Below are 18,651 nucleotides of genomic sequence, written 5' to 3'. Positions count from 1 at the left end.
TTAGTGGTAAGCCCGGTCCAGGAAGTGCCCCCGCACGAGCCGCCCGTAGAGTAACTCGAAGAGAACGGAAATGGCGATAAAGCCGGCGAAGATCATGACGGCAGCGCTGTTTTCTTCCCAGGTGTGGTAGAGGAGCACGAGCAGCGCCCCCGCACTCAGCAGCAGGGCGAGCAGGTGCAGCAGGGGCTGACTGCCGATGGCCCGGGCCAGTTTCAGCGCCGCGGCATTGACGAGGGCGAAGATGAGGAGAAAACCGGCGCTGCCGATGATGGCGATCTCGGTCAGGTTGATCGTATTGGCGATGACGATCCCCAGGGCCATCGTGGCGAGGACACCGACAAAGGGTTCATTCCGCCGCTCTTTATCAAAGGCCTCGGGCAGGCGCCCCTCTTTGGCGAGGGTATACCCCAGGCGTGCATTCCCGTAGATGGTGGCATTGATGGCCGAAAACGTTGCCAGCAGCGCGGCGACGGCGACCAGAATGAAGCCGGTGTGTCCCAGTGCGGGTTCCGCCGCAACGGCCAGGGCGTAATCCTTGGCTTTTTCCAGGGCGGTTTCGGGAACGCTACTGACCGTGACGACCCCGATGAGGATATAGAGTACGATGACGATGAGGACGCTCCCTATCAAGGCGCGGGGAAGCGTGCGTTCGGGCGTTTTAATGTCGGCAGAGGCATTGGCGATCAGTTCGAACCCTTCATAGGCTACGAAGATGATCATGCCCGCGGCGATGATGGTCGGAAAGGCTCCCCAGTGCGAAGGGGAAAGCGGCGCGGCGTCAATATCGGGGATACTGGCAAGGATGATGAGTGCAAGCAGCAGCAGTTTCATCCCGACGATAAAGGTCTCCGAGCGGCTGACGAACGCGCTGCTGACGAGGTTGATCAGGGTCGGAAGGACGATGGCCAGGGAGATCAGGATATGATGGAGCAGGGCCGATTCGAGCGGAAAAAAAGTATGGGCGTAGGCGCCGAACGCGACGGCATAGAGCGCGATCGTCACCAGGTAGCTCAGCCAGAGCATCAGGTTGACGCTCCCTGACGCCAGGTTGTTCCCAAAGGCGCTGTCGATGTAGATGACCGTCCCGCCGGGTCCGGGAAAAGCGACGGCAAGCCGGGCGTAGGAGAAGGCGGTCATCAGGGCGATGACCCCGCCGAAGAGAAAAGCGAGCGGTGTGGCACCGTGCGACAGGGAGACGGCTTCACCGAGAACGGCAAAGATTCCTCCGCCGACCATCCCGCCGATGCCGATCGCGATCGCGCCGGCCAGTCCGATTGTCTTCGTCGTATTCGGCATCATATTGTTCATTTGAAATGGGGTTGACGGCCTGCCGTGAAAGAAAGGCAGCCGTTGCTGGCGTTAGCGCACGCGTTTTTTCGGCTGCGGTTCTGGCTCCGGCGTAAGGTCGACGGCGCTCTCCATATTGCCGGTACGGTACCGGATAATAAGACGGACGGGGGTGTCAGTAGGGGGAACGGGCATCTGCTTGTACCCCTCCATGACGATCAGTTCACTGAGCCGGTCGATGTTGCGACGGCTGGCGTGGTCAAGGACTCTGTAACTGTCGGCCGTGCCGTCACTGCGCAGCATGAATTCCACGACGTTGCTGTCGTGGATCTGCTGGGCGCCTACGGTCTGGATGGCCTGCGCCTTCATGAGCGCGACGATACGGGACTGGTTGTCGAGAATGTAATCCATCTGGCCTTTTGTCAGGGGAACCCCGATATAGAGGGCTTTGATATTCTGTCTGACATCGATCTCGGCCAACAGGGAAGCGGCGAGCAGAGAGAGGATAATGAGGTACTTCATGTAAACACTCCTTTGGCGCGAAACGTGCCGCCTGATAAAAATCGGTATTTCCCATTGTTACAGGTGTTTTCTTATGTTTAGCAAAATCTTTGCCAAATAAGAGAAAACGATGCATAAAATGTAATGTGTTCTGCAAAATGAAAAAGAAGCACTCTCCTGCTGTCTGCTGCAAGGAAACGAAACCCATTTTAATCCATCTTCTGCCATCCTACGGCTATGTACTGTATTTTTTGCCATCTCCCCGAAACGAGCGTGATCGACAGCAACGCGCTCGCCATCGCCTTTTACGACAAATACCCGGTGACGGCGCACCATACGCTCATTATCCCCCGGCGCCACGTCGCGGACTATTTTGAACTGACGCAGGAAGAAGTCGCGGCGATGCACGCATTGCTGCAGCGGCAACAAGTACGTTTGAAGGCATTGGACGGGACGATCAGCGGCTTCAACATCGGTATCAACGTCGGCGCCGATGCCGGCCAAACGATCTTTCACGTCCATATGCACCTGATCCCGCGCCGCCAAGGGGACCTGTCTGACCCCCGGGGCGGTGTACGCGGCGTGATCCCCCACAAACGGAAGTACTGACCGGCCGCACACTTTTGCAGCCGAAACACCCTCTGCGAATTTACAGTAATTAAATTACTCTTAAGAAAATAGCTCCTATACTGTACGCAGTCAACACACTAAAGGCGTGCGGCATGAAAAAGAGTGTAATGGATGCAAAAAAAGCCAGGCTCTTGGCATTGGCGTCGACGATGCTGGAGCAGAAGGGGTATCAGCAGTTGAAAGTGGCGGAACTGGCCAGAGCCGGATCCGTTTCCATCAGTACCGTCTATGCGATATTCGGCTCAAAAGAGGGGATCTACCTCGCCTACATCGAATCGAAGATCGCAGCACTCCTTGAAGCCATTGACGGTATTGCCGATGAAGACCCCGTCTTGCAGTTAAAACAGTATGCCGGCTTCATTTTCGGCACGCTGGAGCAGGGCCGGATTGTTTTGGAAGAGGGGGTGCGCAACAATCCGCTCTTTTTCAACGCCCTCAGCAACGAGTTCTCGCAGAGCGCCAAAAAAATCCACAGTTTCCTGACGGCATGTTTTGCAAAGATCAATCCCGGCCTGGAGAAGGAGCAGACCGACCTGCTCGTGTATATCTTCAGCGGTCAGCTGCACGGCTACATGCAGTACTGGGTAGTGGCAGGCGGAAATCCGCTGGCCCTCGCCGAGCAGTTGTGCGAGACCTTCATCTGCCAGACGAAAGGGTGTTATCCGTATGCGCAGGGTAAAGACGCGGAAGCAAAAGGGGGATCAGATGAAAACAGGATGTAGGCGTTGGGGCGCGGCGGCGCTGCTCCTGTTCCCCGCATGGGCGTTCGGTTTCAATGTGGGCATCGTCGCGGACCGTTACGATGAGGGATTCGCCCAGGACCGGGCGGCACTGGTGACGGAAGTGAAACAGCTCGCCCCTCACCCGTCAGAACTCCTTTTCCCGGAGACAATGCAGGTGGAAGGCGGGGGTGACACTGTCCGTACCGCTGCCGCGATCGAACGCCTGCAAAAGGATAAGAAGGTCGACATGATCGTTCTCCTCGGTACGCTGGCGGGGGAGGTCGCCCTCTCAAAGGGCGCCATGCAAAAGCCGACGGTGATCCCCTTTGCGGGAGGTGCCGGCCTGCGGGGGATCGCACCGGAAGGGGACGGGAGCGGTATCCGCAACGTCAACTTTGTCCTGGGCCATAGCACATTCGGTGCGGCACTGGAGCGCTACCGCGAAATCGTACCGTTCGAGCAGGCATCGCTGCTGGTCGATGCGCGCGTCCTTGCGCTCTTCCCGGAAATGGCGGCGCGTGCCGCGGAGCGCGCAAAAGCGCAGGGGGTCAGGCTCGCGGTGCTGCCGGTGGCCGCCGACGGGAGCTACAGTCTCGCCGAAGGGAGCGGGGCGGTGCTGCTGGCAGAGATGTCGGGGCTCGCTGCGGCAGCACGCACGGCGCTGATGGAAAACCTCCGCCGGGAGAAGCTTCCCATGTTCCCGCTCGGTTTCGAACCCGGGGTGGGCTCAGGCGTGCTGGCCGATCTCTTTGTCGCCGATGAGCGTCTGCGGCGTCTGCGGCGCACCGCCCTGAACATCGTGGCGATCGCCGGCGGAGAAGCGGCGGAGCGCCAGCGCGTCGCTTTTGAAGCGCAGAGCATGCTGCGCATCGATATGGCGGTCGCCCGCGCCCTGCAGATCTCGCCGCCGTTCCGTGTCCTGGCGCAGGCGCGCCTGCTGCACGAGTCGGCCGATGACGGTCAAACGATGGACCTGGTCGGTGTGGCGGAAACGGCGCTGAAGCAGAACCTCAATGTGATCGCCGGCAAACTGGGGGTCCGGGAAGGCGAAGAGAGCATCGACGAGGTACGTTCGGTCCTGCTGCCCCAATTGAGTGCCGAGCTGCTCTATACCCAGCGTAACGGCGACAACGTCTACGTCGAAGGGGGCTTCTACGCGGAGAAGAGTACGGACGGTGCGCTGAAGCTGCAGCAGATCCTCTTCTCGGAGAGGGCGCTGGCCAGGCTGGCGGTGCAACAATCGCTGCAGGAAGGGCGCAGGGCGCAGCAGCGCGGGCTGGAACTCGAGGTGGTCCGACAGGCGACCACGGCGTTTTTGCAGACGCACGTGGCCACAACACTTTTAGACATTCGCCGGGAGAACGAGCGGCTGATGCAGGCCAACCTTGCGATGGCAAGGCAGCGTGTCGATGCGGGGATGACGGACCTCTCCGACGTCTACCAGTGGGAGAGCGAGATCGCGGTGGCGACACAGGCGCGGCTGCGGGCCGAGGCCGATGTCGCCAGGGCGTATGAACAGCTCAACCGGATTCTGCACCGGCCTATCACCGACAGGTACGCATTGACGGAAGTGACCCTTGAGGATCCCGCCCTCGTGATCAGCGATAGCGGCCTGCTCGGACGCATCAGCAACGCCGTATCGTTCGAACGGCTCAACGCATTTTATGTCGCCGAGGCACAGAAGGTTTCGCCGGACCTGGATGCGGTCGAAGCGCAGCTTTCGGCGCAGCGCCGGCAGTACCGCTCCGACCGGCGGGCCTACTGGTCCCCGGATATCGCGCTGTACGGCGAAGTGACCCATGTCTTCGACGAGACCCGGACGCCGGGTGCAGCGTTCAGCCTAGAGGACGAAACCAACTGGATGGCGGGGGTGTCGCTCTCCCTCCCGCTGTTCGAGGGCGGGGGGCGCAGTGCCCGTGCCGCACGTTCAAGCTTGGGGGTCAGACGGCTGGAGGCGGACCGTCTCGAGCGGCTGTCGGCACTGGAGCAGCGGATCCGGGGGGACCTGCATACGCTGCGTGCCGGGTACCCGGCGATTGCACTGGCCCGGTCGGCGGCCGGGAGCGCGCGCAAAAGCTATAGGCTCGTGCGGGAGAATTACGCCCTGGGGAACCGGACACTGGCGGACCTGCTTGTCGCGCAGAACGCGGCACTCTCCGCCGATTTCGGTGCCGTGAACACCCGGTACCGTTTCCTCGTCGATCTGATGCAGCTGCAGTATGACGGCGGGCGTTTCGATTTTTTCATGAACGCGGAGGCGCGCAGGGATTTTATCGCCCGGCTGCGGCATGCGCTGGAAACCCCGGAAGCGTATTCGGTCAAAAAGGAAAGCTATGAATAACCCATTTTTCAAACGTGCGGGCATTGTCCTGCTGCTGGCCGTCACGGCCGGCGCACTTTACTTTACACTGCTCCGGCTGGAAGGGCCTTCCCTGCCGGAGACGATCGCGATGGGGAACGGGCGCATCGAGGCGACGATGGTCGACATTGAAACGAAACTGCCCGGAAGGCTCGCCGAGATCACCGTGCACGAGGGGGACATGGTCAAAAAAGGGGAGCTGCTGGCGGCGATGGACACGGCCGAGCTTGATGCCCGTTACGCCCAGGCGCTGGCGCAGGTGCGCCAGGCGGAGCAGCAGCGCAAACTCGCGCTTTCCGTGGTCAAGCAGCGCGAGAGCGAACGGACCCTTGCGCGCAAAAACCTTGAACGCTCCAAGAATCTCTATGTCAACAAGAACATCCCGCTGGTACAGCTTCAGCAGCACGAGTCGGCCCTGAATGTTACCGAAGCCGCCCTGGAGGCGGCGCGTGCACAGGTCGTCAGCGCTGATGCCGCCATCGATGCGGCGCGGGCGCAGGCGGATTCGATCAAGGCGAACCTTGACGAGAGCCGGCTCTATGCGCCCATCGACGGACGCGTCCTCTACCGGCTCCGCGAACCCGGTGAGATCATCGGCGGCGGCGGAAAGGTGTTGACGCTGCTGGACCTGACCGACGTCTATATGACGATTTTCCTGCCGACGGCGCAGGCGGGGCGCATCGACATCGGCAGCGAAGCGCGGATTGTCCTGGATGCGCGTCCGGATGTCGCGATCCCGGCCACGGTGACCTTCGTCTCCCCGCAGGCGCAGTTCACCCCCAAAGAGATCGAAACGCAGAGCGAGCGCGAAAAGCTGATGTTCCGGATCAAGGTGAAAGTCGACGAAGCCCTGCTGCGCCGCTACCTTGACCGGGTCAAGATCGGACTGCCGGGGAGTGCCTATGTGCGTACGGACACGCAGACGCCGTGGCCTGAGCGGCTGAACCGCCTGCCGGGGGATGATCCGACGCCATGAACAGTGTGGTCACCCTTGCAGAAATCTCTCACCGCTACGGCAAGACACAGGCGCTTGATAGCGTCAACCTGGAGATTCCGGCAGGCAAGATGGTCGGCTTTATCGGCCCCGACGGCGTGGGGAAATCGACGCTGCTGGGACTGATCTCCGGGGTCCGGCGCATCGAAGCGGGGCGCGTGGAGGTTTTCGGGGGTGACATGGCCGATGCACGCTACCGCGCATCGGTCTGCCCGCGCATTGCCTACATGCCGCAGGGGCTGGGCAAGAACCTCTATATGTCCCTGTCGGTGTATGAAAACGTCGAGTTCTTCGGCCGCCTGTTCGCCCAGGGTCGGGCGGAGCGTGAAGCGCGGATCGCTGAGCTGCTCGAGAGCACCGGGCTTGCCCCCTTCAAAGAACGCCCGGCCGGGAAGCTTTCGGGCGGGATGAAGCAGAAATTGGGGCTCTGCTGCGCCCTGATCCACGATCCGGACCTGCTGATCCTCGACGAACCGACGACGGGGGTCGACCCGCTGTCGCGACGGCAGTTCTGGGAGCTGATCGAACGCATCCGCTCCCACTGGGAGGGGATGAGCGTGATCATCGCCACGGCCTATATGGAGGAGGCGGAACGCTTCGACTGGCTGGTGGCGATGGACGAAGGGCAGGTGCTGGCAACGGGGACCCCCGATGCCTTGCGGAAGCAGACCGGTACGGAGACGCTTGATGAAGCCTTTATCCGCCTGCTGCCCGAGCGTAAACGCCGGGGGCATGAAATCCTCGTCGTCCCCCCGGGCAACTTTGCGGAGGCGGAAGATGCCATCGCCGCAGAGGGGCTGACGATGCGATTCGGCGATTTTACGGCGGTGGACCGTGTCAGTTTCCGGATCAAACGCGGCGAGATCTTCGGGTTTCTCGGTTCCAACGGCTGCGGAAAGACGACGACGATGAAGATGCTGACCGGACTGCTGCACCCCAGCGAGGGGGAGGCGTGGCTTTTCGGCGTCCGGAGTGAAAGCCACGATCTCGCGACGCGGAACAAAGTCGGCTACATGACCCAGTCTTTCTCGCTCTACGCGGAACTGACGGTCCGGCAGAACCTCGTGCTGCACGCCAAACTCTTTCACCTTCCCGCGCAGGAGGTCGAGACAAGGGTCGACGAGATGATCGAACGCTTCAAGCTCGAAGCGTACGAGCACAGCTACCCCGACGGGATGCCGCTGGGCATCAGGCAGCGCCTCTCCCTGGCCGTCGCCGTCGTGCACCGGCCGCAGATGCTCATCCTCGACGAACCGACCTCGGGCGTCGACCCCGTGTCGCGCGACAGCTTCTGGGAGCTGTTGATCGACCTTGCCCGTCACGACGGCGTTACGATCTTCATCTCCACCCACTTCATGAACGAGGGCGAACGCTGCGACCGCATCTCCTTGATGCACCAGGGCAGGGTCCTGGCCAGCGATACACCGGAATCGCTTATCCGCGCGCGGGGGAAGACGGGGCTCGAAGAGGCCTTTATCGATTACCTCGAGGAGGCGATCGGGGGGGAGGAGAAGGGGCAGAGCGCCGCGGAGCCGGCGTCGCACCGTGCCAGGACGCCGAACCGTTTCTTCAGCCCGCTGCGCCTTTTCGGTTACAGTTACCGCGAAACGCTCGAGCTGCTGCGCGACCCGGTCCGGCTCACTTTCGCCGTGTTCGGGACCGTGCTGCTGATGCTTACCCTGGGGTTCGGGATCACGATGGACGTCGAGGACCTCCACTTTGCCGTACTCGACCGGGACCATAGCCCCCAGAGCCGCGACTACGTCCAGAGCCTGGCGGGGTCGCGCTATTTCCTGGAGCAGCCGCCGCTGCAGTCGCAGGCGGACCTGGACCGGCGCATGCGCAGCGGGGAGGTCGCCGTCGCCCTCGAGATCCCGCCGGGCTTCGGCAGGGATGTGACGCGGGGGCAGCAGACGCAGATCGGGGTCTGGATCGACGGGGCGATGCCGTTCCGCGCCGAAACGATCCTGGGCTACATCCGCGGGATGCACTACGACTACCTTACGGAGCTGACACGCCGGACGCTGGGCTATGTTCCCGCGCTCTCACCTGTCGACATCGAGATGCGCTACCGCTACAACCAGGACTTCAAAAGTATCTTCGCGATGGTGCCCGCGATCATCCCGATCCTGCTGGTCTTCATCCCGTCGATCCTGATGGCGCTGAGCGTCGTGCGGGAGAAGGAGCTGGGTTCCATCACCAACTTCTACGCCACCCCGGTCACGCGCCTGGAGTTCCTGCTGGGCAAGCAGCTTCCCTACATCGTTGTCAGCATGGTCGGTTTTTTCGGCCTGGTCATGATCGCCGTATGGCTGTTCGGGGTCCCGCTCAAAGGGAGTATGATGACGCTGAGCCTGGGGGCGCTGCTTTTCGTGACGATCACGACGGGCCTCGGGCTGCTCATGTCCGCGTTTACCCGGACCCAGATCGCCGCTTTGGCGGCAACGGCCATTTTGACGCTGCTGCCGACCATCAGTTTCTCGGGGCTCAGCGAACCGGTCAGCTCCCTTGAAGGGGCGGGGCGTATTATCGGCGAGCTCTACCCGGCAACCTACTTCATCAACATCAGCCGCGGCGTCTTCAGCAAGGCGCTCACCTTCAGTGATCTCTCCCGGGACTTCGCGGCCCTGACGGCGGCGGTCATCATCATCACGCTGCTGAGTATCGCGGCGTTAAAGAAACAGGAGCAATAGATGAAAAAGCACCTGGTGAACATCTACCTTCTGGGGATCAAGGAGCTTCGCAGCCTGCTGCGGGACAAGATGATGCTCTTTCTGATCATCTACTCCTTTACCTTCGCCATCTACGTCAAGGCGACCTCCACCTCGACGGAGCTGGTCAAGGTCCCCGTGGCCTTCGTCGACGAAGACCGTTCGGCCCTCTCCATGCGGATCATGGACGCCTTCTACCTGCCCCGGTTTCTTCCGCCGGACCTGATCAGCGCCAAGGCCGCCGACGCGGGGATGGAAGAGGGGCTGTACACCTTCATCATCACGGTACCGCCCTCGTTCGAGAAGGAGCTGCTCCAGGGGAGGCATCCGACGCTGCAGGTCAACATCGACGCGACGCGGATGTCCCAGGCCGGTATCGGGGCGGGCTATATCCAGCAGATGGTCAACGACGAAGTCCGGGAGTTCCTCTACGGTCAAAGGAGATCGGCACCGCTGCCGGTCGAAGTCGTCACGCGCATGAAGTACAACCCCACGCTCGACAGCATCCGCTTCGGCAGCATCATGGAGGTGATCGGGCAGATATCGCTGCTCTCCATCATGCTCGCAGGGGCGGCGCTGATCCGCGAGCGCGAACACGGCACGCTGGAACACCTGATGGTCATGCCGCTGAATGCGGTGGAAATCATGCTCTCGAAGGTGTGGTCGATGGGCCTTGTCGTGCTTGCCGGTGTTACGTTCTCGATCGAGATCGTCGTGCAGCGCATCCTCTCCGTTCCCGTGGAAGGGTCGCTGACGCTCTTTTTGTTCGGATCGCTGCTGATGCTGTTCTCGACGACGTCGATGGGGATCTTTATGGGAACCGTTGCCCGGACGATGCCGCAGCTGGGGTTGATCATCATCCTTACGATCCTGCCGCTGCAGATCCTTTCGGGCGGGGTGACCCCTTTTGAAAGCATGCCGCAGGGGCTGCAGAACGTCATGCTGCTGATGCCGACGAGCCACTTCGTCAGCATGGCGCAGGCGGTGCTTTACCGCGGCGCGGGCATCGATATCGTCTGGCCGGAGTTGCTGGCCATCAGCGGGATCGGCGTCGTCTTTTTCCTGCTGGGGCTCTTTTTCTTCCGCCGTAGCCTGGCCACTGCTTCATGAGGGTGACGGTGCGTCTCATCATCGGGCTGCTGTCGGCGGGGCTGCTCCTGCCGCTCTTTGCAGAGAGCTGGTCGTTTTCAATTGACAACGATATGATTTTCGGGTCGGACGACAAATACACCGGCGGTTTCCAGGTCGGTTGGATGAGCGATGCACTGGATGCAAGTGAAAAGGGGAGTTTTCAATACGGCTACGTCAAGGGAATGAGCGATTTGCTGACGGCGGTGTTCCCCTTTGATCTCTCCGGTATGAAGCAAAACGGGGCCATCAGCCTCCAGGGGATCGCCATTACGCCTGAAGATACGAATGAGACCGAACCCGTCTACGATGACGTTCCCTATATGGGGTCGACGGCCCTGACCGCGTCGCTGTTCATCTGGAATGAGCATATCTTCCACGAGGTGCTGATGACGCTGGGGGTTATGGGACCCTCTTCGGGGGCCGAAAGTGTGCAGAAGGGCCTGCATAGGTTGTTGCGGATCGATGAACCGCAGGGGTGGGACAACCAGGTACCGGACCGGCTGCTGTTCCAGACAGGCTATGTGATGGGAACGCGCCAATACTCCGGCCGTGTCGCAGAGCGTTACACCTTCGAGTGGTTCAACAGCCTCTCGGTCAACGCGGGGAGCAGCTACGTCGGGGCGGGCGGGGGTACGGCCGTGCGCATCGGGGAGAATGTCCCCGAAAACTTCGTGACGATCAGCGGCATTATCAACCGTTCGCTGGCCCATCAGCTCAACCTGGAAACACGGAGGGGAAGGTGGGGATGGAGCTTTAACCTCGCACTTTTTGCCGATGTAGTCGGCTATTTTTACCTGCACGAGTACGCTAAGCAGCATGGGTACGATTTCGAGATGCCGACGACGCTCATCACGGGGCTGCTGGGGCTCGATCTCTATTACGAAAGGCTGCGGGCTTCGCTGGAGCTCTACCCCAGCCGTCCGATCGGGCAGTATGTCCGCTCCAACTATTTCGGACGTTTGAACCTGGTGTTACAGATACCCTAGGGAGCAGAACGGTTCTTCTACCAGCGGTAGTGCAGTGACAGTGCCATGTCGCTGCGGGAGAGGGCATCGACACTGACGGCGACCTTGTCCCGGTAGGCGGGCGTGATAAAGGCATCGTTGAAGAAACGCCCTATAAAGTGCCCCAGGGCAAAACCGGTAAGCACATCGGAAGGGTAATGCACACCTGCTTCCACCCGTGCCCATCCGGTCAAACCGGCGACACCGTATGCGGCCCCCATCCATGCCAGTTGCAGGCCTCTTGGAATCGGCATATGTCCAATATTCTGGGCGGCAAGTGTTGCCGCCACGGACGCCCCCGAGGTGTGCCCGGAGGGGAGACTCCGCTTATCGCTTTTATCGGGCCGCTCCCGGGCGAAACCGGCTTTCATCCAGTCCGTCACTTTCGCCGTTGACGTCATCGCAACCCATCCGACTCCCAAGCCCAGGGCCCTGTCCCCGAGGCCGCGCCATCCCTCCTGCGTCGGAACGGTGACGCCGGTCACGTAGTAGTTGATCTTGGAAGCCTCTTTCAGGGTGTCGCTGACATCAGAGGCATTCTCCGTACTGCCGAAGACCGGGGTCTGGTCGACGGCCCACTCAGAGACCCTCCGGTCGAAATTTTCAACCTGAAAGCAGAGCGCGGCTCCCAGCGGCGCCCATGTAAGGGGGTCGAGTGCTGCCTCCGCGGCAGCATGGCCGACGGCCTTCCATCCCGGCAGCAGCGTGGCATCACTTCCCCAGTTTCCCGACTTCGTGGCACAGCCGGAGAATAAAAAAATGGCAAATAATATTGGAATAACGGTGCGGGCATACGTGTATTTCATAACTGGCAGTATAACGCATCGTGTGCCAACGGGTGTGTGCATGGACAAGACAGCGGTGTTGAGCTAATGCCGCGGCAAAGCCGCGTAAAAGAGGCGGGAGCGGGTTACCGCTCCGCGTGAGGCCTAGTAGTGCATGATCTGCAGCCGCGGGCTGTCGGCGACCTCTTCGAACTTGTTGGCGAAGGTCCGGAAGGATTCGCTGTACTGTTTGCCCCCGGCGGGGTCGTTGATGCGCAGGAAGGTGTTGTCGACGCTTCCGTCGCCGTAGATCCCGCGGATGACCCGGGCGTGGATGGCCCATTTGTCGCCCGGTGCCTCGTCCGCGACGGCAATGAGCGGCCCGTAGTTTTCCAGCAGGGAGCGGATGCCGTTGGGCGTATAGCTCATCGGCGGCTCCCCTTTCATACCGCAGGCCGCCGCAAAGGCCTCATGCTCTGCGGCAGGGAGTCCCTGGTTGTTGTCGAACATCGTCCGGTAGGTGCTGCCGGCGCGGTCCATCGCCTCCTGGATGGTAAAGGACTGGTTGTTTTTCCACGAGAGCATCATCGTCGCGACCGTCGCCCAGCAGGTCATGGAAGAGGGCTGTGCAACGGTGGGGACGAGGCCCGGAACGGTGTAGTCGTAGGAGCTCTCTGTACTTCCGCCCGTTTTTGGCGTAGAGATGGCGACCGATTCGCTGCCGCGGTTGATGGTGATGTCTTTTTTGGCGTCGGCCGCTTTTTTGATCGCGTTTTGGACATCGTTTTCCTGGGTCAGTTTCTCGCTCTTCGTCGCTTCGCCCACCATGGAGCTCAGCGCGCTGTAGGAGAGTTTGTTTGCCTGATCTTTGCTGATCTGTTTGCCGTCCTCGGCCTTTTTGATCGTCTTGAGGGTTTTGTCGATATCTTTTTTCATCGCCTGCTGTTTGACGATGTCCGAGGCCATGCCGGCGAGGTCCGTGACGCTTTTCGAGGTTGTCTGCAGGGCCTGAAGCGCATTGGCCTGTGTGCCGGCGAGCCCCGTCATATCTTTGAAGATATCGCTCTTGCCCAGCAGGTTGTACGCGGCTGTGAGCCCCGTCGGATCGGGAGCCGCAGGCGCGGTCTGCATGGCGACGATGTTGGTCGGCAGGTCTTTGACCTGCAGGCTGCCGACGTCGCTGCGGCGGCTCTCCGTCGAGAGGGGGGAGATGGCCGTCGGCGTCGTGCCGCAGGGGGCATCTTCAAAGCGCCAGTGGCGGCTGTCGTCGATCTCTTCGCAGCTGTTGCAGCGTCCCATGACGGATTCGGCGTAGACCCCTTTGGTCGGGACGCTGATACGGAACGGGTCAGGTTTGGTCGTTGGTGCGTAGTACTCCATCAGGTCATCGATGCTTTTGAAAACGGGGTCGAGGCGTTCGCCGGGGATGACCTTGAGCACCAGGTTGTTGCCGACGACGCCGATGACCCGGTTCTCGACGACACTGGCGACGCTCTTGCCGTTCGTGTTGGGGGCGACATAGCCGTCAAGCAGGCCGAAGAGGCGGGCGGAATCCATTCCGGTCCAGATCGCCTTGTGGGACATCTCCAGGTGTTCGTTGAGGAACTGTACGAGCTGCTGTGCCGCCTCGCGGTCTTCGCGTCTCGGGTCGCGCTCCTCGCGGTCGGTCATCGGCGTATAGAGCAGCGCCGCGTCCGTGACGGTCCGGATAGTGAAGTCCGACCACTGGATCTCGCGGGTCGTGATGATGTCGTTGTTGATCCGGCTGTTATTGAGGATATAGGCGCTGAGGTGGTCCGTGCGGTAATGCAGGTAGGCCGAGCGCAGGAGGATCTTCGAGGAGGCTTTGACCGCCGTTTTGGCCCGGAAACGCAGGTGCGCGATCTTGCGCCGGGTAATGCCCGGCACGGTTTTGCTGGCGATGTTGATCTGCAGCGGCGCCCCCCTGCGGTAGGTGGAGAGCAGCGTATAGTCAAGGTCAAGCGGGATTTCGGTGCCGTCTTCGGCGATCGCGGCGATCTCGAGAGTGTCGATGAAGGAGCGGACGATATCCGGGGCGTAATCGGCTTCGAAGAGTGCGTCTTTTTCCGCCTCTGTCAGCGGCACTTCGCGGTAGGGGATGACCAGGTGGCCGATGTGCCACGGGAAGAAGTCGGCCAGGTCGATGTATTCGGTCGTGGTGGCCTCTTCGATGTCTTTGATGTAGGGACGCTTGAGCTCAAACGAGAGGCTGAAGTGGCCCGTGAAATCCCGGATGGTCTCGTCGGCATAGGCCCCGGAGGGGAAGTCCGAGTTGGCATAGTGGTTCTCGATCCGCTCGATGGCGTCGAAGCCGCGGCGCAGGGTCGCCCCGTAGACAGCACGGCGAAGGGTGTTCTTCCAGCGCAGGATCTTCTGATGGTCGAAGTGGCCCATGGGCAGCGGGACGAAGAGGCACTCCTGTACGTCGACGAGTTCCTGCTCGATGGCGTAGTGTTTGAGCACTTCGAAGTACTCGACGGTCATGGCGTGGCAGTGGTTGTTGTTCTTGATCACTTCCGTCTGGGCGGAGACCGTTTCGTTCTGCCCTACGGTCTGCACGACGGTGCTGCGCTGTCCCCGGACGGCGGAGGCGGATTGGGCCAGGTTGTCCTGCAGCCGGTTCAATGCACCCGAGGAGAGGTTGCGGGCCGAACTCTGGTGGGAGGTCGATTTCGATGAGGCCCCCGAGTGGGAGACGCCCCCGAAGATCCCGCCGGCGATCCCCCCGAAGAAACCGCCGATCCCGCCGCCGATCCCGGCGCTGGTAGAGCCGGTGCGGTTCGTGGAACTGGCGTAGATGTTCTCGGTCAGGGAGGAGTTGATGATCTCGCTGATGTCGCGGTCGCGGGAGAGGTTTGCCTGCAGCGATTCGGTCACGGTCTGCGCCTCCGAGCGTGCGGCACGCTCTTCGCGGTCCCAGTCGAGAATGGCGATCTGCTTCTCCTGGCAGGGAGCGAGGGGGAGACTGTAGAGCAGGTCGCCCAGGGAGTAGCCGTCGGCTTTCCACTTCTGCTTGAAATGGAGGATATGGCCGTGGGCTATAGTCGTATTCTCATAGATCGTCGGCGTGTCGTCCCAGTCGATGCTCGTTTCGACCGTCAGTTCGCGGCGTCCGGGGTGGTTGGTGATGTAGGCGCGCTCGATAGCCTCGATCCGGCTGATGGCACGGTAGATCTGCTGTTTGAGGTTCTGCAGGGTGTGTTTGACGCTGGCATAATGTTCGACGAAATAATCATCCTCGAGCGAGAGGGCAAACGCCGTTTTCCCGCCCGATGCGTAGAAGGCGTGGAACTCTTCGAGCAGCGCCATGAAGGCGACGATACTGTTGAGGAAGGTATCGTAGTTGGCGCGGATCATCAGGATCTCGCCGAGGGTGAAAACAGGCTTGTTGCGCAGGACCTCCTTGGTCTTCTCAAACTCCTGCATCAGGCAGCGTATACCCATGGTCTCTTTCTGCTCGGCCGGGGGGCAGGGCTCGAAGTTGATCGCGCTGCCTTCCCTGGCACGGGCGAGTTCGGTGACGATCCGGCGAAGGTAGCCCAGCAGCTCCTCCTGGTCCTGGGACTCCTCGGTCCCTTTGTCGACGGCGGCAATGAGCTTTTCGCCTTTTTTCTCCGTCAGGGCAATGGCTTCCGCATCGGCATAGGGGGCTGATACAAGGGTATCGAGTTCGGTAGCGAAGGTCTCGAACTGTTTCGCCAGCTTGGTGTTGGGCTTGACAAAGCCTGCATACTCGCGCAGATGCCCCAGGAGCGCCCGGACGGTGTTGCGGTTAAGCGTATCTTCCGCCTCCAGGGAGTCGCAGTACTCCTGGGCCACTTCCGCACCGTGTTTGCCGCAGTAGGCTGCGGCGACTTTGCGGTGCAGCGCTTCGAGTTTTTTGCGGCGGCGTTGCTGCTCCGCGAGCATTTTGAGCAGATTGCTGAAATCAAATCCGATGTTCTGTATCAGGTCGCTGCTTTTGAAGGCGAGCATTTTGGGACCGGCCGCGATCTTCAGTTTATAGACCGGTGTAGCAACGGCGTAATTTGAAGCGGCAGCGGCAGTACTGCCGGCCGTCGAGACCATGCGAAGGGCTGTCTCCGGTACCGTCTGTTCGGCCGGTTCCTCCTCTTCAACGCTGTAGTCCATGACGGAGAGGCTGGAAAAGGAGCTGCTGACCCTTCCCAGAAGCGTGAAGGCCCCGTCGGAGATCGTGAGGAGTTCGTCCCGCAGTTTCCTGGTTTCCGAGGAGGTGACCGTCAGGCCCCGAATCTCGGGCTCTGTAGTACGGACCGTGTGGTAGTAGCTGAACTCTTCGAGGGTGCGGTTCGGTACCGTAAAGTCGACACATTTCCCGCCGAGGTCCTGGGAGTAGGAGCCGGAGCCGGCGAGGGCGTCGCCGTCGGGCAGGGAGGGGTAAGCCTCGAGTTCGGCGAGGTTCTCCGGCAGTCCCGTGAGGTCGGAGACGAGGATGATCTCATGGGGGAGTTTCTTTTCACTGTCCAGGGCGATGGGAATGGGTTGACCTTCCAGGCCTGCAACGACCCCGTAGGCCTGCTGCCAGCTCAGGTTTTCGACTTTGCCCAGAAAATAGCCCTCTTTGTCGGTGACGGCCGCGAGGAGCGGTTGGTAGCTCGCACTGTCGTACGCTGCGTCCGGATCGTTGCTGACCATCAGGATGACCTGCAGGCCTGCTGCATTGCGTTCACCGGAGATATCGAGCAGTTTGCCGCGGACCTTACGGTGGGTGAGGGCTTCGGCTTCGGAGGTTTGGAAATCGATGACTTTGGGATCGATGGCGATCTGCATCGCGCCCGTATCGTCCACCGCGCTCTCATCGATGAATGCGGCATGCAGACTGCCGTAACTGTAGGAGTGCTTGCCCATCAGCTCCCCGTCGGGCGCATAGAGTTCGATCTGAACCATCTCATCGGAGAGCAGCTCTTTAAGGGGGATGAAGAACCGGAAACTGCCGTCTGCTTCAACATCGACGCGGTCTTTGCTGTAGACGGAGCGCCCCTGGATGAGCTGGACGTAGCTGACTTTCATGAAATGGCCGCTGTAGCGCTCCGCGGCGGCACTTCCGTCGGTGGGGACGAATAAACCGTTGACACTTTCCCGTTGCATATGGAATCCTTTTTCGCTGTTTCATTGGATGGGGGAGGTTGATCGGCAGGATGCCGCTGTAGCGGACCGGACCGACGCTGACTACACGCTTGACACAAAACTATACTAAAACTAACCTATCTAAACATTAAAGTATTCTATGTATAAATGGTGTTAAATAACTTTTTCTGTTGCATGGAGATGTGCGTACGGAGCGAAAGTTAGGCAGTTGCCCGGCAGATAATGGAAGTGATACCGTGTGGATATAGGGGAGGGATGAGGGGGCGCTGCAGCGGGGGTTATTTTGCCACGATCCCCCGCAGCAGGCGTCCGAGAATATCCGCCCCGGTGATAATCCGGGGTTCGGTTCCCCAGACGAGGATGATGTCCTCGTCGATGACATCGTCCTCCATATGTTCCGGGTCCACCTGCAGACCCGGCAGGATGTAGTCCAGGGTCGTCTCCATATTGGTGATGATCGTCGGGCGGTGGCAGTGCTCCATGGGGTCGAAGGTTTCGAATTCGAAAAGGGCGGCATTGATAAAGCCGTCGGCGTCCATGACCAGGCGGGGATTGTCCCGCATGTCGGTGAGGATGATCCACGATTTATGCGGTCTGTGTACCCGGCGCAGGAAAGGGTCTTTGGCCGAGGGGGTGATCTCCGGAAACTGCGGTACGCTGCCTTCGAACTTCATGGGGATAATGCTCAGCGGTTCGATGGGTTCGCCCTCTTCGCTCACCTTGAGGTCGTCCATGGCCAGGAAGTTCAGCGCGCCGACCCCTTCGGTCCGGGTGATCTCCGAATCGCGCTCCAGGATGTGGAGTTTGAGCATCTCCTCGATCTCGTTCTCGCGCAGGAACTGTACCGCTTCCTTGCCCAGCCAGAGGTCGAGCATCATGGCCGAGGGCTTCGCCAGCGGCCAGAGCAGCAGTTGGTAGAAGCGCAGCAGCGGTGCCAGGGCGGAGGCCATTCTAAGGGCGTTGCGGGAGAAGTAGGCCTGGGGGATGATCTCGCCGAACAGAGTAATGATGATCGTCGAAAAGATGAAAGCGACCACGCCGGCCATGACGGAGTTTGAGAGCAGGGTCAGCAGAACGTTGATGCCGACGTTGCCCCAGAGAATCGTCGTCAGCAGGAAGTTCGGGTCCTCGCGCATGGCGTAGACCTTGGCCGCCGCTGCGTCGCCTTTGGACATATCGATGCGCAGCCGCATTTTGCTGATGCTGAAAAAAGCGAGGTTGAGCCCGGAGAACATCGCCGACTGCGTGATACAGAAGGCGATACCGAGCCAGTTCAGAAGGGATAAAGATGTCATTTCCATGCACAATCTTACTACGGGGGGCTTAAGGGAAAGCGGCGCTGACGCTCTATTCTGCCTTTATTAATGCGGCAGGTCTGTTTCAAACGGGTTTGACAGTTTGACGGTAAAGCTTTACAA

General features: G+C 60.6%; 12 protein-coding genes. 7 read left to right on the top strand and 5 right to left on the bottom strand.

Annotated elements, in window-relative coordinates; all coding sequences use genetic code 11:
- Window positions 1-1,299: an APC family permease gene (locus WCX49_RS09420; protein ID WP_345984840.1), complete on the bottom strand. Its 1,299-nt coding sequence runs from the start codon at window positions 1,297-1,299 to the stop codon at window positions 1-3.
- Between the two features lie 60 nt (window positions 1,300-1,359).
- Window positions 1,360-1,809: a hypothetical protein gene (locus WCX49_RS09415; protein WP_345984839.1), complete on the bottom strand. Its 450-nt coding sequence runs from the start codon at window positions 1,807-1,809 to the stop codon at window positions 1,360-1,362.
- Between the two features lie 216 nt (window positions 1,810-2,025).
- Between WCX49_RS09415 and WCX49_RS09410 the strand changes: the two genes are divergently transcribed.
- The 7 genes from WCX49_RS09410 to WCX49_RS09380 all read left to right on the top strand — a co-directional run bounded on the left by WCX49_RS09410 (window position 2,026) and on the right by WCX49_RS09380 (window position 11,321).
- The gene (locus tag WCX49_RS09410) at window positions 2,026-2,397 is read left to right on the top strand and encodes an HIT family protein (protein WP_345984838.1); all 372 of its coding nucleotides are present in this window, start codon (window positions 2,026-2,028) and stop codon (window positions 2,395-2,397) included.
- A 113-nt stretch (window positions 2,398-2,510) separates the two neighbouring features.
- Window positions 2,511-3,140, top strand: a complete 630-nt coding sequence (locus tag WCX49_RS09405) for a TetR/AcrR family transcriptional regulator (RefSeq protein ID WP_345984837.1) — start codon at window positions 2,511-2,513, stop codon at window positions 3,138-3,140.
- Window positions 3,124-5,481, top strand: a complete 2,358-nt coding sequence (locus tag WCX49_RS09400) for a TolC family protein (RefSeq protein WP_345984836.1) — start codon at window positions 3,124-3,126, stop codon at window positions 5,479-5,481. The genes WCX49_RS09405 and WCX49_RS09400 overlap by 17 nt, the downstream gene beginning before the upstream one ends.
- Window positions 5,474-6,475, top strand: a complete 1,002-nt coding sequence (locus WCX49_RS09395; RefSeq protein WP_345984835.1) for an efflux RND transporter periplasmic adaptor subunit — start codon at window positions 5,474-5,476, stop codon at window positions 6,473-6,475. The genes WCX49_RS09400 and WCX49_RS09395 overlap by 8 nt, the downstream gene beginning before the upstream one ends.
- Window positions 6,472-9,186 carry a ribosome-associated ATPase/putative transporter RbbA gene (gene rbbA, locus WCX49_RS09390; RefSeq protein ID WP_345984834.1) on the top strand — a complete coding sequence of 905 codons (2,715 nt, stop codon included), beginning with the start codon at window positions 6,472-6,474 and terminating at the stop codon, window positions 9,184-9,186. Before WCX49_RS09395 ends, rbbA begins: the two co-directional genes overlap by 4 nt.
- The gene (locus WCX49_RS09385) at window positions 9,187-10,314 is read left to right on the top strand and encodes an ABC transporter permease (protein ID WP_345984833.1); all 1,128 of its coding nucleotides are present in this window, start codon (window positions 9,187-9,189) and stop codon (window positions 10,312-10,314) included. It begins immediately after the preceding gene.
- Between the two features lie 8 nt (window positions 10,315-10,322).
- On the top strand, window positions 10,323-11,321 hold the full coding sequence (locus WCX49_RS09380; RefSeq protein ID WP_345984832.1) for a lipid A deacylase LpxR family protein: 999 nt from the start codon (window positions 10,323-10,325) through the stop codon (window positions 11,319-11,321).
- Between the two features lie 17 nt (window positions 11,322-11,338).
- On the opposite strand, the gene WCX49_RS09375 is transcribed toward WCX49_RS09380, so the two are convergent.
- The 3 genes from WCX49_RS09375 to WCX49_RS09365 all read right to left on the bottom strand — a co-directional run bounded on the left by WCX49_RS09375 (window position 11,339) and on the right by WCX49_RS09365 (window position 18,528).
- Window positions 11,339-12,145: a phosphatase PAP2 family protein gene (locus WCX49_RS09375; protein WP_345984831.1), complete on the bottom strand. Its 807-nt coding sequence runs from the start codon at window positions 12,143-12,145 to the stop codon at window positions 11,339-11,341.
- 123 nt (window positions 12,146-12,268) lie between these two features.
- Complete coding sequence (locus WCX49_RS09370) at window positions 12,269-17,233, bottom strand: papain-like cysteine protease family protein (protein WP_345984830.1); 4,965 nt, start codon at window positions 17,231-17,233, stop codon at window positions 12,269-12,271.
- 278 nt (window positions 17,234-17,511) lie between these two features.
- On the bottom strand, window positions 17,512-18,528 hold the full coding sequence (locus WCX49_RS09365) for a DUF21 domain-containing protein (protein ID WP_345984829.1): 1,017 nt from the start codon (window positions 18,526-18,528) through the stop codon (window positions 17,512-17,514).
- Between the last annotated feature and the right edge of the window lie 123 nt (window positions 18,529-18,651).

It is taken from the genome of Sulfurimonas sp. HSL-1656 (genome assembly GCF_039645585.1).
Lineage (GTDB): Bacteria > Campylobacterota > Campylobacteria > Campylobacterales > Sulfurimonadaceae > Thiomicrolovo > Thiomicrolovo subterrani.
Note: the sequence above shows the minus strand (reverse complement) of the source record. Positions and strands in the feature narration are given on the sequence as shown.

What these genes read in the sequence shown, in the direction of transcription:
- WCX49_RS09420 (WP_345984840.1), bottom strand. Translation starts at nt 1,299, where the DNA reads ATGATGCCGAATACGACGAAGACAATCGGACTGGCCGGCGCGATCGCG.
- WCX49_RS09415 (WP_345984839.1), bottom strand. Translation starts at nt 1,809, where the DNA reads ATGAAGTACCTCATTATCCTCTCTCTGCTCGCCGCTTCCCTGTTGGCC.
- WCX49_RS09410 (WP_345984838.1), top strand. Translation starts at nt 2,026, where the DNA reads ATGTACTGTATTTTTTGCCATCTCCCCGAAACGAGCGTGATCGACAGC.
- WCX49_RS09405 (WP_345984837.1), top strand. Translation starts at nt 2,511, where the DNA reads ATGAAAAAGAGTGTAATGGATGCAAAAAAAGCCAGGCTCTTGGCATTG.
- WCX49_RS09400 (WP_345984836.1), top strand. Translation starts at nt 3,124, where the DNA reads ATGAAAACAGGATGTAGGCGTTGGGGCGCGGCGGCGCTGCTCCTGTTC.
- WCX49_RS09395 (WP_345984835.1), top strand. Translation starts at nt 5,474, where the DNA reads ATGAATAACCCATTTTTCAAACGTGCGGGCATTGTCCTGCTGCTGGCC.
- rbbA (WP_345984834.1), top strand. Translation starts at nt 6,472, where the DNA reads ATGAACAGTGTGGTCACCCTTGCAGAAATCTCTCACCGCTACGGCAAG.
- WCX49_RS09385 (WP_345984833.1), top strand. Translation starts at nt 9,187, where the DNA reads ATGAAAAAGCACCTGGTGAACATCTACCTTCTGGGGATCAAGGAGCTT.
- WCX49_RS09375 (WP_345984831.1), bottom strand. Translation starts at nt 12,145, where the DNA reads ATGAAATACACGTATGCCCGCACCGTTATTCCAATATTATTTGCCATT.
- WCX49_RS09370 (WP_345984830.1), bottom strand. Translation starts at nt 17,233, where the DNA reads ATGCAACGGGAAAGTGTCAACGGTTTATTCGTCCCCACCGACGGAAGT.
- WCX49_RS09365 (WP_345984829.1), bottom strand. Translation starts at nt 18,528, where the DNA reads ATGACATCTTTATCCCTTCTGAACTGGCTCGGTATCGCCTTCTGTATC.